7 protein-coding genes and 3 pseudogenes are annotated in these 15661 nt (G+C 36.9%); all 10 read right to left on the reverse strand.

What is annotated here, in order from left to right; all coding sequences use genetic code 11:
• Positions 1-63: 63 nt before the first annotated feature.
• The 10 genes and pseudogenes from RIV7116_RS34340 to RIV7116_RS30570 all read right to left on the reverse strand — a co-directional run bounded on the left by RIV7116_RS34340 (position 64) and on the right by RIV7116_RS30570 (position 15499).
• Positions 64-4884: a cadherin domain-containing protein gene (locus tag RIV7116_RS34340; protein ID WP_015122203.1), complete on the reverse strand. Its 4821-nt coding sequence runs from the start codon at positions 4882-4884 to the stop codon at positions 64-66.
• A 170-nt stretch (positions 4885-5054) separates the two neighbouring features.
• Positions 5055-6125: a hypothetical protein gene (locus RIV7116_RS30530; RefSeq protein WP_044291283.1), complete on the reverse strand. Its 1071-nt coding sequence runs from the start codon at positions 6123-6125 to the stop codon at positions 5055-5057.
• 889 nt (positions 6126-7014) lie between these two features.
• Positions 7015-7596 (reverse strand): annotated as a pseudogene (locus RIV7116_RS30535) (nitrogenase component 1); the annotation flags it as partial.
• A gap of 170 nt (positions 7597-7766) precedes the next feature.
• On the reverse strand, positions 7767-9200 hold the full coding sequence (locus RIV7116_RS30540) for an integrase (RefSeq protein WP_015122205.1): 1434 nt from the start codon (positions 9198-9200) through the stop codon (positions 7767-7769).
• A 92-nt stretch (positions 9201-9292) separates the two neighbouring features.
• Positions 9293-9541, reverse strand: a pseudogene (locus tag RIV7116_RS30545) (nitrogenase); the annotation flags it as partial.
• A gap of 143 nt (positions 9542-9684) precedes the next feature.
• Positions 9685-9846, reverse strand: a pseudogene (nifH, locus tag RIV7116_RS36180) (nitrogenase reductase); the annotation flags it as partial.
• Positions 9847-10279: 433 nt separating this feature from the next.
• Positions 10280-10582 (reverse strand): type II toxin-antitoxin system RelE/ParE family toxin, encoded by a 303-nt coding sequence (locus tag RIV7116_RS30550; RefSeq protein ID WP_015122207.1) that lies wholly within the window; start codon positions 10580-10582, stop codon positions 10280-10282.
• Positions 10582-10848, reverse strand: coding sequence for a type II toxin-antitoxin system ParD family antitoxin (locus RIV7116_RS30555; protein ID WP_015122208.1), 267 nt, complete (start codon positions 10846-10848; stop codon positions 10582-10584). The genes RIV7116_RS30550 and RIV7116_RS30555 overlap by 1 nt, the downstream gene beginning before the upstream one ends.
• Before the next feature lie 387 nt (positions 10849-11235).
• Positions 11236-11601 carry a hypothetical protein gene (locus RIV7116_RS36685; protein WP_015122210.1) on the reverse strand — a complete coding sequence of 122 codons (366 nt, stop codon included), beginning with the start codon at positions 11599-11601 and terminating at the stop codon, positions 11236-11238.
• 97 nt (positions 11602-11698) lie between these two features.
• Positions 11699-15499 (reverse strand): filamentous hemagglutinin N-terminal domain-containing protein, encoded by a 3801-nt coding sequence (locus RIV7116_RS30570; protein ID WP_044291286.1) that lies wholly within the window; start codon positions 15497-15499, stop codon positions 11699-11701.
• Positions 15500-15661 lie beyond the last annotated feature (162 nt).

The following is a 15661-nucleotide window of genomic DNA, read 5'->3' on the forward strand; positions in this document are numbered from 1 at the left end:
AGGGCTTCTTAATTACGGATTAGTATGTTGGGCTACTAGACAATATCTAAATTTGTTCAACCTTTACACAGTGGGAAAATCAACTTTAACAATCATATCGTTATAGTCAAAATCACCACCACCAGCTAGGTCTTCGTAACCGAAAGTATTGTCACCAAGTAAGCGAATGTGGTCAACTCCATCGCTGTTTGCTCCCAAGAATGAGAAGTAAACTTCTGCGTTGTTGTTGATTGCTTCATCTACAGTTCCATCTACAACCATGAAGGAAGCTAAAATATTTCCACCGTCGAAGGTTCCATCAAAGCTAGATGTTTGTTGCTCATCGGTTTGAAGCAAATCTAAACTTGTGATGCGGTTTGTCAACGCAGCTTCTTCATATCCAGCATCACCAGGATTAAAGTCTATTACACCATCACCATTTGTATCAATTCCACCTTTACTGTCAAGAACTTGGTAAAAACCAATCAAGTTATCGAAAGCGGCTTCTCGGTGTACCTCTACGCTAACTGATACTTGACCTGATTCATTACTCAAATCTATAAGTTCATTTTGTAGGTTTCCTTGTAATTCAGTAGCGGAAGCAGGAGCATCTTGAGTAAGTTGTACAGTTAAATCTAAATTAGTGAAATCACTATTACCTGCTTCATCTGACCAGTTTAAATTAAAACTTTCTGCAACCAAATCAGATACTTGTAGGTTGGAGGAATCGGAGAAGAATATGGGTAAGTTTGTGGTTCCGTTTGCTGCTAACTCCGCAAGTGCTGTATCAGTTGTACCGTTAGATACCAAATAGAAGCCTAAATGTGCGTCAGAATCAACTTCAATTACCCGCTCAATATCTCCTAAGTCAAATCCACTAGGACGGTCAGAAATTGCTGAGAAGATTATTTGTGACCTTTGTAGCGCTGCTTTGAGATAACCGTCGGAACCAGGGGCATTACCATCAACATTACCGTTTTCATTATTTACAACAAATACACCAACCTCGTTTACATTTTCGGTGTTATTGTTAGATAGAGTAAATTTGACGTTGGTGGAGTCTCCTCCATTCAAAGTAAATATTCCGTTATTACTTTCAGTCTCAAACTGAGCAGGAGCAACATCATTAAGGTTGACGGTAATATTAGCAGTATCGGTTAAATCACCTGCGTCTGTTGCTGTAACCTCTAGATTGAAAGTAGGTGTAACTTCAAAGTCAAGGTCATCTTTGTCATTAACGGTAATTGTTCCGGTAGAGGGGTCAATTGCAAAAGCTAGGTTACTATCATTATCTGGGTCAAGGTTTCCGGAACTTATTGCAAAAGTTAAAGCTTCTTTTTCGGGGTCTGTTGCGGTAATAATACCTACTTCTGTTCCAGAAGTGCTGTTTTCATCTACAGTGAAAGTCGCATCATCAACAGTAGGTGTTTCGTTAACGTTTTCTACTGTAATAGTCAAGTCTTGAGCTACATTTTCAGCACCGTCGGAAACAGCAATTTGGACTTGGTAGTTGTTATCAGCGTCAGCGTCAGCAGCAGTTTCAAAGTCGGGAGCGTTGATAAAGCTTAGTTCCCCACTGTCGTTGATAGAAAATAATCCTTGGTCAGCACCACCAGTAATACTGAAACTGAGGTCATTTCCATCTGCATCGTTAGCAGTAATTGTTCCTACTGTTGTGGTATTTTCTGCAACTTGGAATGTTGGATTACTGGTAATGGTTGGTGGAGTATTAGCGTCATCGTTAAGTATTGTAAATATCAAATCCTCACTTGGAACTAATGCAGTGCCAGAAACACTTGTTAGTTTAACTCCAAATGTCTCATCACCTTCAATTTCTCGATCTGGATTGATAGCAATATCAATTGTTTTTGTATCTTCACCAGCAGCAAAAGTAACTTCGCTAGAAGAAAAACCATCGACAAAATCAGATGCTTGAGCAGGATTATCACCTTTCTCAATAATCTCAACTTTAATTGTGTCAGTTCCATTTAAACCGCCAAAGCGATCGAGTGTGAGTGTGAGAGTCGATGGAGCATCGGAATCTCCTTCTACAACTGTTGGATCTCCACCTGTAATTGGTATACTGATTACACTATCATCATCAATGATGTTAACCCCAGCAGTTGCTGTTGTTGCTCCATTCGCAAATGTTCCACCAGAAACCACACTCAGATCGAGAGATACAGATTCGTCCCCTTCAACATCAGTATCGCCTAATATTTCCAGCGTAATATCACCTGAAGTTTGTCCCGCAGCAATTGTCAGTTGACCTGTATTTTCGACAAAATCAGTTCCTGCATCTGCATTATCTGAACGAGTAGCAAAGTCAATTACTACATCTTCAGTTGTGGTACTAGAAAGATTGACAGTAAAGGTAGCAGTAGTTGAACCAGTATTACCTTCTGCGAGGGAGATACCCTGGTTTGCTAAAGATAGTGTTGGTGTAACGGTTAGTGTATCAACAGCTAGTCGAACATCACTGAATTGAATAAACTCTACATTTAGCAAAGTATTATCAGTACCGATATTGACTATATTCCCGTTTTTGGAAACACCGCCAGCATCAGTTTGAGTCTTATTGATTTCAACAGTATCGATACCTACACCACCATCTACCAGGTTGACACCACCCAAGAGAATAAACCGGTCATTTCCACCATTACCAAAAATGGTGTTTTGACCGTCACTAACTTGGATAGTATTATCAAGATCGTTTGCGTTGATTTCTCGAATTACTGGCTGACTTGCGACAGTATTTTCAAGATTGCTTTGATTATTCTCTTGGCTGATTGACTGGCTTTGGGTAGACTCAACGAAGTCAGTTTGATTCACACTGAAAGTAATAATTTGTTTTGTTCCATTATCCGTTTGCTGTGTGACCTGTTCCTGACCCGTGGTAATTTTATAATCTAGAGAAGCAGTAGGAGTACCATCATTAAACACCACATCAAAGGTGACATCATTTTCTGCTGTGCGGGTGACTTCGAGTCCGTCAATAGTACCTTCAAACTTCAGACCAAGTGTATCTTCAATTAATTGATCTGGAGTGATTGTATCGACTACGGTACCAGCTAATTTCACGTCAATACGTTCAATGATATTTTTATCTATGGTTGCTGCATTAAATTCTGTGATTAAATCAGCAGGATCTGAAAGCACAACAGCATCATCTGAATCTACAATGTTTAATTCACTTAAACTTGGATTACCAATACCAAAAGCACGAACCTCAGCTAATTGTTGTAGCTGTGCAGCACTTGACGAGAAGTCAGGACCATTATTAAATCCATCAGAGAGAAAATAAGCAATATTAGTTGCATTATTATTCCGCGATGTAAAGAAATTTTGTGCTTCAACTAAAGCTGAATTAAAGTTTGTAAGACCCCCAGCAACTAAGCCATTAATAGTAGAAATCGTGGTGGGTGCATCTAGTGGAGCGAATAAAGATGCAGAACTATCAAAATCTACGACAGCAAATTCACTATTGGCAGCAATACCATCGTCAATTAAGGATTGAGTTAATTCTTGATAGGCAGCTTTAGCTTCTACAATTCTTGTTCCAGACATACTGCCGGAACTGTCAAAAATATAGGCAAAATTGTATAAGAGTCCCTGTTCAGAACCAAGAGTAAGGGTATAGTTCACATCGCCATCAAACATCCAAGCTGGAGATTCAACAGTTATTGTGCCAATCTTGTTACCCTCGTCGTCGAGAATATCTTCTTCGGGAGTAATAAGAGCTCCATCCTTTAGTTTTGTATTGTCGTCAGGATCTACTTGCAGTGGAACAAAGAAAAGATTTCCATCATCATCGGTACCATTCTCATCCGCATCAACAAATTCAAAGACACCGAATTCAATATCTTTAGTAGTATCTGTAGCGTCACTTTGACTTCCACGAGCATGTATGAATTGAAATGCAGGTAATAAAGGATCGGTAATAGTAAAGTCGTAATTGGTGAAGATTTCCGAGAAAAGGGCTTGATCCACACCGTCTCCACCTTCTAAACGGTCATTTGCACCACCACCAAAGAGTCTGTCATTACCATCGTTTCCTATGATGCGCTCTCTACGGTAAGAACCGAAAATATCATCGTTAGCAGTACCACCAATGATTGCGTTTTCTGGAAGGTCATTAGCATTGGTAGTTCCAGAATCAGTTTCAATCTGGTCGATGATTTCATCATAAATATCTGTTGTAATCAGCACACCACTGTTGTTCGTACTACTTCCATAAGCATGAATACCCAAAACACGAGGATTAGGGTCACCGTCTAGAGTATGCCATACACCACTTCCGCTCTGACCACCAGCAGTATCAACATCTTGAGAGTAGAAAAAACGTCCATTTGATGTAAAAACAATGTTACCTGGTGATTCTGCTGCACCTGGAGAACGTACTAAATCGCGTCCAAACACTCCAGTGTTACCTGGTATATTACCCGAGACATTGTCTCCAGGATATCCTGCTGTATCAATGGTTAAACCTGTAGTAGTTGCAGGATCGACAAACGCAATCAGACCAATTACATCGCTTGCAGCAATTGGTGCGTCACTAGTGGTAAACAGAGCAATATCATCTCCAGGATTCCCTGTTACGTTGTAATTATCTACAAAATTTACATTGGTAACATTTGCTGGTGGATCGCTAGAGAAACCAATGATGCGAGTTCTCAAAGCATCTTCGTTCGCACTGGTTGTTGTTCGCAAACTAGTAGCAATTGTATTATTGCTAGCATTGTAAGGATTGTGACCTGCGGTAAGTACGTGATTGGGAGCAATTGTAATTCCAGATCCAACGAAAGAGCCAGCAGATGTTTGAATATCAACAGTCGTAACCGTGGAAATTGGAAAGGTGCCAAACGAAGTAATAACCTGTCTACTATCAGGACCAATTACGCTCATTTCAATATTCTCCAAAAAGTTAATAAAATGAAAATTAGCGGACTAGTACTCTGGCAAGCCACAATTGCCGGGTAAGGGCAGGCAGGGGGAGCAGGGGAAGCGGAGGGAGCAGGGGGAGAAAAAACTTTTTATTTCCACGCTAAACCCAGCAAAGTTCGCTTGGCGAACCACTAGTCTTTTGATGTAATATGCTGCTCTATGCAGAGCTTTACGCCAGAAGAGGTCTTTTGAACAGTTGTCAAAAGGCTGTTTTGAAGTAGAGCGCGATCTATATCTCTACGCTCTTTCACAAGACGAGGTGTAGCGTTATCGTCAAGGTTAAATAGTTCTAAAAGGGCTTGTTGCTCACCATCATTTGAACGGGGACGCATTCTTGCCAAAATATTGTGGTCTAAAGAAAGTTCACCAACTCCATCAATAACTGTTGTTGAACCATCTTTAATTCCTGTAATTAAGGTTTTTGGTGGTATAGCGTAAGTAAATCCTCCCACTGCACCAACCACAGCAAATTGGTCAGAAATTGCTACAGTACTTCCCATATGAGCATTGGGAACAGCAAGTCTTTGGGGTTGATTTTCTGGTAATTTCAAGTCAAATAACCAAGCTGCTCCTGTATCATCAAACGGTGAACCAACAAGAAGGAGATTATTTTTAAGATCGATATCAACACCAAAATTCTGCTCTGCACTATTTGTAGGTGACAAAATCTGCTTTACATCACCTTCAGTTAACAAATTGACTTTGCCAATCCATCTACCAGGTTTTTCTTCTTGCTTGATACTAAAAGCAATTATTCCTGCATCTGAGGAAACCGAGAAACCAGAAATTTCACCACCGCTAAGTGCATCAATCCGTTTCACTTCTGCTTTCTTATCAAGCAAAACTTGATATACTCCGCCAGAGAAAGATACTCCAAGTTGATTGGTATATTGAAAATTTTCTTGATTATTTGGTTTATATTTCTCAGTGTATGCACCAATAACTAAAGTCGATTTATCTAAAGAAATATCATAACCAAACCCAGAGCCGACAACTTCAGCAGCAGAACCTTTTGGAGGCAAAATTTCTCTTGTTCTTACCCAATTATGACTACCATTGCGGCTATATATAACAACGCGATTTGCTTCTGGGTCACCAACTGCTAAATAATTGTTATTAACAGAAACGGCATAACCAAATGATTTGCTGTCACTAGAATCTGATACCAAGCAGGTTTGTGCAGAAGTTGACGTACTTGTCATCGCAAGCAATACCCCAAATATAATTAGCAGAAATGAGGAAGTTATTTTCATCTGATTTAACGCAGATAAATATCTTTTACGTAATAAATTAAATGTAAACTTAAAGTATTAAGGTATTATTCACTAGCAAGTGGCATAATAAACAAGGTATCGCGGATAGTTGTTTAGCCATTTGCGGAATCTATATATGAATTTTTATCGTCCAAAAGCAGAAATCTCTCTAAAGACGTAGCATTGTCATATCTCTCATCAACGAGAAAATTTTTTTCAACAATCCTATTTTTATTCAGATGCAACACTATTTCATGAGGTTAATTTTGATGATTTATAATCAAAATTAACTCTCAAGAAATCAAAGATTAATGAGTTTTAACTCTTTAATACTAAATAGATATTAATAAAATAACAAGAAATTAAAATTACATTTAAATATTACTTTTGAGTAGTTTATTTTTTTAATTACTAAATAGAACATTTTATCTATCAGTATAAATTAGGTAAAATCACTCTAAATTATTATTCTAAGTAATTTATAAAAATAAAAAATTAAATATATTACTCAGAACATACTGGTATGGTTAAACCTTAAAAGCATGACGAATTTTATACTTATTTACTGTTCAGATTATTTGTGGCGATTACCTTATTAGAATTCCTCAAAAGAGAAATTGCTTTTCATCAACAATAGGCTAATATGTGCTACACTCATGTTTGAAATATTCAACAAATAAAACAATAGCCGCTCGTCAGTAATCCTCAAGCAAGGAATCAACTACAAGCGGATATTTTTTGTACGGGTTTCACAATTACTCACGATTAGCAAAGAACGCGATCGCATCTGAAGAAGTTAGCGTCGCAATCGGCATACGGCGCTCGTTAATAGTTACTCGCCCTCACCAGACCACTGAGCGACTACGCGCAAGCCGATTTCTTCTAAGAGGATACGGCTAGACCATGCATCACCACCGATGTTGTAGTCACCAATGATTGCTACATCATAAGGACCTTGTTCGTAATTTAGAGTATTTTCCTTAGCAGCTTTATCAGCAGCAGGGAATACCCAGTCACGAATAGCATCGTTAGCGATGTGGTGTCCTAAAGACTGAGACACACCACGGAAACCTTCACAACGAGCGGGGATAACTGGCTTCCCAATATCTTTGGAAGCTTTCTTAGCAACCGCTTCGATGTCATCACCGATCAAACCAATGGGACACTCAGATTGAACTGATACACCTCTGTTGAGGGGGAAGAGTTCTTCGATTTCGTTAATCATTTTGGCGAGCTTCTTGTCTCCACCAAAAACGATGTCTCTTTCTTGGAAGTCAGAAGTAAAGTGCATTGTACCGAAGGTGTCAACACCAGTGGTACCAATATAATAGTTACGACGACCAGACCAAGACCAGTAACCACAACCAACGGGACCGTGGCTGATGTGGATCATGTCCTTAATCGTGATATTTCCCCACAGCTAAAAAATCCGATTGATAGTATTTTCCCAATTCTTAATGATAAGATAACCTGAATTTACCCTAAATAAACCTCTTGAAAAGAGCAGCACACAAATCAAATTACTAATTTAACTTCAGTTTGAGAAATCCTGAATCTACCCTAAAATGCGAGTGAAGAATTATAGATCTATTATGGTAGCGGCATTTCTGGTTGTGCGATCGCCTTGGGATAAGATGATATCTGCTGTAGTTTATCCAGTTCATTTTTAAGGCGTTGATTTTCTGCGATTAATCTGATGTTTTCAGCTTCTAATTGTTCTCGTGATTTTTTGTTAATTGCAGATTTCATAACTTGCTTGCGATTTTCCAACGAGAACCACCGGTGATAAACTTTGGTATGCATTTCTACAGAATGTCCTAAATTATCGGCTGATGCTTTGATTGGTAAACCTTGAATATGCGCTCTAATCGCGCAAGCATGTCTCAAATCGTAAGGTTCAAACGGTAAATCTAGAATTCGTCTAAACCACCGAGCATTAGTTTGAACTAAGTGCGATAATTCCTGAAAACTAGTTATTTTTTGTATTTTCTCTTTCAGCAAACAGATAGCTTCTGGATTTTTTAATTCAAATAATTCTACCCATTCTGGTACAAAAGGTAAAACTTCTCTGTAACCTGTTTTATTGGATTTATGAACTTTCCAAATATTATCAGTATTTTCATCATTTAAAAACCAATCTAAATCTGGCTGATTAAATACCTCACGCGGTCTTAAACCGTAGGTAGCAATTAATCCGAATATTAATCTATGTAGCTTCCAGGAATTTCTATAGTCCTTTCTTACTTTTGAATTTTGACCTTTTTCTTGATATCTTTCAAAAGCTTCTATAATTTCGATATCGGAAGGTATATATCTATCATTCGGAACAACAGGTAATTTTAAGTCTTTGAAATTTACTTCTATCCCATGAATTTTGGAAAATACTCTCGCAATTCTAATTGCTTGGTCGCGTGAGGTTGGAGAGGTAATACTTTGAATAATTTTAATAATATTTTCGCTTGTAACTGGTAAATCTGATTCAAAATATTGTTTATATCGTTTATATAAATGCCAAAAACTATGTTCGCTTTTAATAGTTCTTTTTCTAGTACTAAAATATTCGCTTTCTAAAGTTTCTAATACTTGCTCAAAAGTTTTGAATACCTGCGGATTCGCGTTTTGACCTAAATACTTATCATTCCATTCAAAACATTTTCTTGCAATCAGTTTACCTAATTCATAAGCTTCTTCTTCAGCAGTTTTTAGACCATTTAAATTTGCTGGAATACCTAAAGAAATAAAATATTGCTTTTTACTTCTCCCCGATTTATTTGTATCGCCAGGTTTCAAAGGAAGAGTAGCCCTTAACTGTAGAGTATTTCCTACTCTTTTGATACTTACTTTACTTTTACTTGCTTTAAGCCTTGCATTTATATCCTTCAACTTCTCTTCAATCTTTTTATCCATATACTCTTGCGTTGCCTTAACTTGATTCTGCGTACCCATGTAGCTTCCGTCGGTACTTGCTGGAACTTCAAATTCATCAAATAAATCATCTATATCCTCTTGATGCACCTGTTTCATCCTAAATATGCCCTAAAAAATAACTGCTTATAACGAACATTTAAAAGCAATACAAAATGTTCATTACAAGCAGTTTAAAGCATTTTATTTTAAAGATGAAACATATTTTTAATCGGACCCCAGACCACACCTTTAGAACCTGCATATGCACAACCACGAGCGGTCATAACACCAGGAAGAGACTTGACGTTAGATTTTACGCCGCAATCACTCTTACCTTCTTCGTGAACGTTGAGGTGCTTAGTACGTCTTTTCTTAGCTTTCTCAGGATAAGCGTCTAAAACTTCGTTAACTAGCTGCTTTCTTTCTTCGAGAATGTTCTTCTTATCTGCGGGTGACATATTTCTCTGCCTTTTTTACTACTGGTAACTACTTGGGATTTCAGGAAAAGTAAGAGTTGATTGAAGCATTTTAGTAAAGGGTAAAGGGTAAAAGCTAGAATATACAGTTTTACCTTTACCTTTACTCAAGACATCATTTACTATTAGCTAGCAGGTACTTCTTCAGCTTTTTTACCAATGATATCTGCGTGCTTGGTATCATCATCCAAGATACCGAACTCAACTAAGAGTGCTTCTAACTCATCCATTTCAAGAGGTGTTGAGCAAACAAGGCTAGATTTGATTATTGAGGTTTTGCAAGAAGCTGAATCTCTTACTAAATCAGGAGTTTCTGCATCGCTTTATATTGTAGTTCTATTCAAGTGACTTACCGGACGCAAAGCCAGAAATCGCAGTTTTAGGGGTTTAGTGATAGTTACCGTGAGCATCGCTTCTGGTCGATACTATAACGATTGGGGCATATTTGAAAGTGCGATCGCACTTTCAAAGTCCATAGATTGTTCCCCCTATTTTTACAGCATAAATCGCTCTGTAAGTATTAGTCAGCAGGGTGCGTGACGGCTACAAAAGATTATAAATAATAACGATAATTGTTAATATTGCCGTCACCCACCATATTTTGTATTCCGAATAATAAAAAAAATCAAACTAATTTAAATTAACCATTTTCCGATTATTGTCTTAAATCTCGGTTGAGACCCATTTTTTAAGCATCGTTATAATTAGCGGTGGTTTCGGTCATTCATCATCTGCATCAGTAAATACAGATTTTAAATCGCGGTAGCCGCTAATTACACGGACGATTTCAATATTATCTTCAAATACCCGGTAAAATAAAATATAACCATCTACAGGTATTCCTCTTAACATTGGGTCAAGATTTGCGTAACTCCTGCCTATATTTGGAAATTGTGTTAGATACTTACATTTTTTATTAAACTCTTGTATAAATCGTTCTCCAGCATCAATATTATGACTTAGGAAATAATCTAAAATATCATCTAAATCTTGAGTTGCTTCTTGTGCTAAGACGTATTGCATCACCCTTCGTTATCACGCGCTTTCCGTATTTTATCCTGCAATCGCGCCATGACTACCTCACCATCAACTACCTCTCCACGTTCTATTTGAGCAAGTCCAACAGCTATTTTTTTTCGGGTTTCTTCTTCCCAATCCTGATAACCCTTCTCCCATTTTTCGAGTAATTTTAACGCTTTGACGATAACATCATCTGCATTCTCATATCTACCACTTGCAAGTCGGGTTTGAATTAGTTGCTCGTGTTCGGGTTTAAGCTGAATATTCATGTTTTTTACTTTTCTCTAATACACTATTACCTTAGTTAGTTTTAACAATTTTGCCACCACAGATGCAATTTTTTCTGACAACCAGCTTAGTATATTTGTAAGTTGGTGCCCGAAATTGGGTATCAAAACGCAAAACCTTATTTTATTGAGTGGATGACGGCTACGATAAATTATTAATCATAACGATAATTGAATATTGCCGTCACCAGGAAAACATTAATGGTTTGAAACCCCCGGATTTATCCGTGGATGTTATTTTAGGTTTTGTCGAAGCCCCTAAATTTATTTATGGGGCATTAATTACGAATTACGAATTACGAATTACGAATTATATTCACGCACCATATTTTTTATTCCGAATAATTCAAAAAATCAAACTAATTTAAATTAATCATTATCCGATGATTGAGAATCAATAAGCTGTTGAAAATCTTCCGGAGAATTAACGCTGATTGTTTCTACAACTAAACTTTCCAAAAGCGCGACATCATCAATTTGATTAAATTCTTTTAGGAATGGCCGCAACTGGCATATTTTCTTTGTAGGGTGCTGTGACACTTTGATTAACTTTGAACGTAGTAACAATGTTTTCAGTGTCACGCACCACCAGAGTTTTGTGACACTTGCGTAAGTCCTGTCTTTATCTAAGGAAATAGGTGTTTTATTCCAATCTATTTTTGCATAAATTTCTGGATAAAAGAATTGTAAAAAACAATCAAAATATTTCAGTAATTGCTTCTTTCCAAGTTTCATCGTAATTCGCAGTTATTTCGGTCATAATGATTCATCCCGATTTCAAGTCAGATGTACCACTGCTACGTCTCTAAATAATCACATTGTTTACAACAAATTATTTTTGACAGCTATCTTTCTTAAAAGTAGTTTGTTTAATTATGCGATTATCAGCAATAAATTCAATATCCCCATCTTTGTTAACAATCCATCCGGTAGCTTCTTTGATTTGGGAAGGGGAAGAGAGGGTAGAAGGGGTAGAGGGGGTGGAAGCAATATTTCTTAAATCTTGTAAAACAACTTCGTTTTGCAATGTTTGTTTCGGATTTTGCGGTATTCCACCTCTTCCTGATGTTACAAACCTTGCTTCTTCGTCGGTGGGACAACCAGCGCTAATTCTATCAGCAGCATCGGTTAAATTCTCGGGGAGTTCAACTAAACCGGATGTAATATCTAATTCTTGCAGATTTAAATCGAAATCACCATCAATTCCAAATTCGGAACTTGCGGTAATATCGCTTTGAGGAGTTGTTTGTTCTCGAAATTGAATTCCAAATATTCCAGGTGTTGTGATATCAATATTTCCACCGTTTCCTTGAAATGCATTAGCGTTGATATCGCTGTTTTCATTGGGTGCAGCAACAACTAAACCACCGTTAATTGTAATATTACCACCGTTTCCACCACCGCTATTCTCTGTTCCGGCTCTTGTTGAGATTGTACTGTTATTGCGTAATAATAGTAAATCTGCAATTGTAAGTGTGATATTCCCACCTTCACCAGAAACACTTTGAGCGGTAATCGAACTATTATCTAAGAATAATTTCAAAGCTTCAATATCAATATTCCCAGCATTTCCCACACCTTCCCCACTGACGGAAACCGCTGCTCTATCAACAATATTAAAATTCCCGGTTTTAACTGTAATATTTCCCCCGTCTCCCGAAGCGTTTTGAAATGAAGTTGCAAATAACCCAGAAGTAAAACCTTGTTCGGAAGGGTCGATTAAATCAATTGAATCTGATATATTTACATTTAGATTACCCGCTTTCCCTGCATCAAAGGTAGTAGTAAGAATTTGTGCGCCTCCCTTTGCAATTAATTGACGCGCTGTTAAAGCAATATTACCAGAATTTTCGGTGGTAAATGTTCCGGTACCTAGAAGAGAATTATCAATTTCTAAAATATCGGAAGCATTAATGGTGATATCTCCTCCCGCTCCTTGATTTAATGTAGTGGTTGCAATTAAACCGCCATTCGATGCTTTAAAATTAGGAGTATTAATTAAGATATTTCCCGAATCACCTTCTCCTTGGGAAGCGGTAACGATACCATTATCAAAATTATTTAAGGTAAGACTATTTTTGTTACCGTCAAAGGCTGGGATAATAATATTTTCTTGTAATTTATCAAATCCCCCACCAATAACTTCTATAGATTCGGAAGCGTTGATATTGATATTTCCTCCCTTTTGAGGAGTTGTTGTAGAAGCATTAATTCTGCCGTCGTTTATTTCTAAAGTGCGAGTATTGATATCAATATTTCCTCCAATCCCATTAATATCGGTAGCTGTTGTAATTTCTCCTCCATCACGAACATTTAACTTATCGGTAGTAATATTTAAATTTCCAGAATTTCCACTACCTAAAGAAGAAGCACTAATATTACTAGGAAAACTTCCATCTTCTGAAGTTCCAATAACTTCTATTAATTGAGCATCTTTGATAATCAAATTTCCACCATTACCTTCTCCTATAGTTGCTGAATTAATTGTAGAACCATTACTAATACTTAGCTGTGCTACTGAAAGTTCTAAATTACCTGCATTACCTTGCTCAAAACTGGCTGTACCGATATTCGCACCATTTAATAAAATAACTTTTTCAGCATTAATCTTTAAATCTCCAGCATTTTCTCCGAAGAGATTTCCTGTTCCAATTCCCGCTTCACCTGTTAAAAAAATTTCCTTTGCACTAATGTTTAAATCCCCTCCTCCTCCAAAAAATGGAGCGGTAACAATTGCAGCATTATCTCGAACTATCAATCTGGATGTATCGATGATTAATTTTCCTGACATTCCACTTCCCTCTGCAGATGTAGTGATTCCCGTTCTGTCATCTCCTCTAAGCAGCGAATTTACTACTTGATTTGCTTGGGGTACAAAACTTCCAGGGCGATCGCCAATGATTTCTATAGATTCAGTAGCGTTAATTGTTAAATCTCCACTGTTTCCAGTGGTATTAGTATCGGTTCTAGTACCAATACCAACACCAAAAGGTGAAGGCAAACTTGGTATTCTTTGAACTGTCAACCGTTTTGTATTTATAGTTAAATTGCCAGCATCACCGCTACTACCTCCATCAGCATTTGTAGCTACTGAACTTTGACGGAGTATCATTTCCTCATCTGCATTAATAAATAAATTTCCTCCGTTACTTTCACCAAAAGTTAAAGCGATAATAGAACCATTTTCGACAGTCAATGATTTAGTATTAACATTGATATCGTTACCAATACCATTTCCAAGAATACCGTTGAGCGTGCGGACGTTTTGAGATAATATATTTTCACCATCTAAATTTATGCTTCCTGCAACCCTACCACCGATCGAACTGATATTACCAGTTTCTACAGCTTGTTGGGCAGTAAGATTTATATTATTTTCTGCTTTTAAAGTGATATTTCCCGCTTTAATTAAAGAATTAGCAAATATAAAATCGGTAGTTAATATATCTCCATTCGTACTATTGATATTGATATCCCCAGCATTCAAGGAAGAATCATCATCCGGATTTAAAATACCGCTTATCAAACGTCCCGTTGCAATATCACCAATAGCTGAAAGATTGATATTTCCACTTGTACCATTAATTTTATAACTGAGAATAGCAGCTGATAAAGTATTTATTTGACTGTTATTTGCAAAGCTTCCCGAAACAACATTAACATCTCCACCATTAGTAATGATTGAAGATTGGGGATTCATTTTAAATTCAGCAATCCCCGCATCTCTTTCACTGGGTAAAGCATTTTCATCGTTTATTTTAGCGTTGAAACTACCGCCAGTTAAAAAAATATTTCGATTTTCGCCAATAGTGAGCGATCGCCCTGCTTCTAAAGTTAAATTATTCGTACCAATTCCGGTAATATCATCATCAACGGTAATATCGTTATTAGCTTGCAAAACTACGTTATTTACAGCCAAAGTTTGACTGATATCATCACCGCTTAAATTACCATTCTCTTCAATTAAAATATTTTTCGGGTCAATTAACAAAGTTCCAACTTCACCATTTGAACCACGAGTATCAACAGTTCCCTTTAAATTAATATCTGAACCTGAAACTTCAACTTTTCCACCAGGAGCAATTAAGGAACCTGTATCTTGATGAAAAACTCTTCCACCCAAAAGCGTTAAATTCTGTTTTTCACCTACTTTTAAAACACCTCGATTCTCAATCTCGCTTTGAGGATTAATTTTCCCATATTGTAAACCGGGAGTCAGACTTATCTTTAATAAAGGTGTTTCATTTAGATTTACAGCACTAAATTCATAATTATCAATAAAAATACTTTCTGCTGTAGTAGCACTTAACGAACCAGCAATATCTAAAAAAGCGTTTTCACCAAATATAATTCCTTTGGGATTGATTAAAAATAAATTCGCATTACCATCAACTCCCAAAGTACCAAGAATCTTCGATGCATTGTTTCCAGTTACTCTCGTGAGAATATTAGTAATACTATCCGGGTTGCTGAAATAAACTTTTTGGCTAGGATTTACATTAAATTCTTTAAAACTATGGAAAAGATTATTATTGCGAATTGCACCTCCTTCAATTAAATCTCTTTCCATGGAAGGATTGACAGTAGAATTTTCTTTTCCCAAACTATTATCGGGAATTAATTGAGCCTTCACAGAGAAACAGGGGAAAGTAAATAGAAGAATAATCGAAGAAATGCATATTCTCATATCAAAATTTTTCTGCTTTTAATCAAATCAATTCAGTTGTTATACTTCAATATCACTTTTATGACTTTTATTCAAGGGAAAAGTTAGTTTAGTAACAAATTTAAAAGT

It is taken from the genome of Rivularia sp. PCC 7116 (assembly GCF_000316665.1).
Taxonomy (GTDB): domain Bacteria; phylum Cyanobacteriota; class Cyanobacteriia; order Cyanobacteriales; family Nostocaceae; genus Rivularia.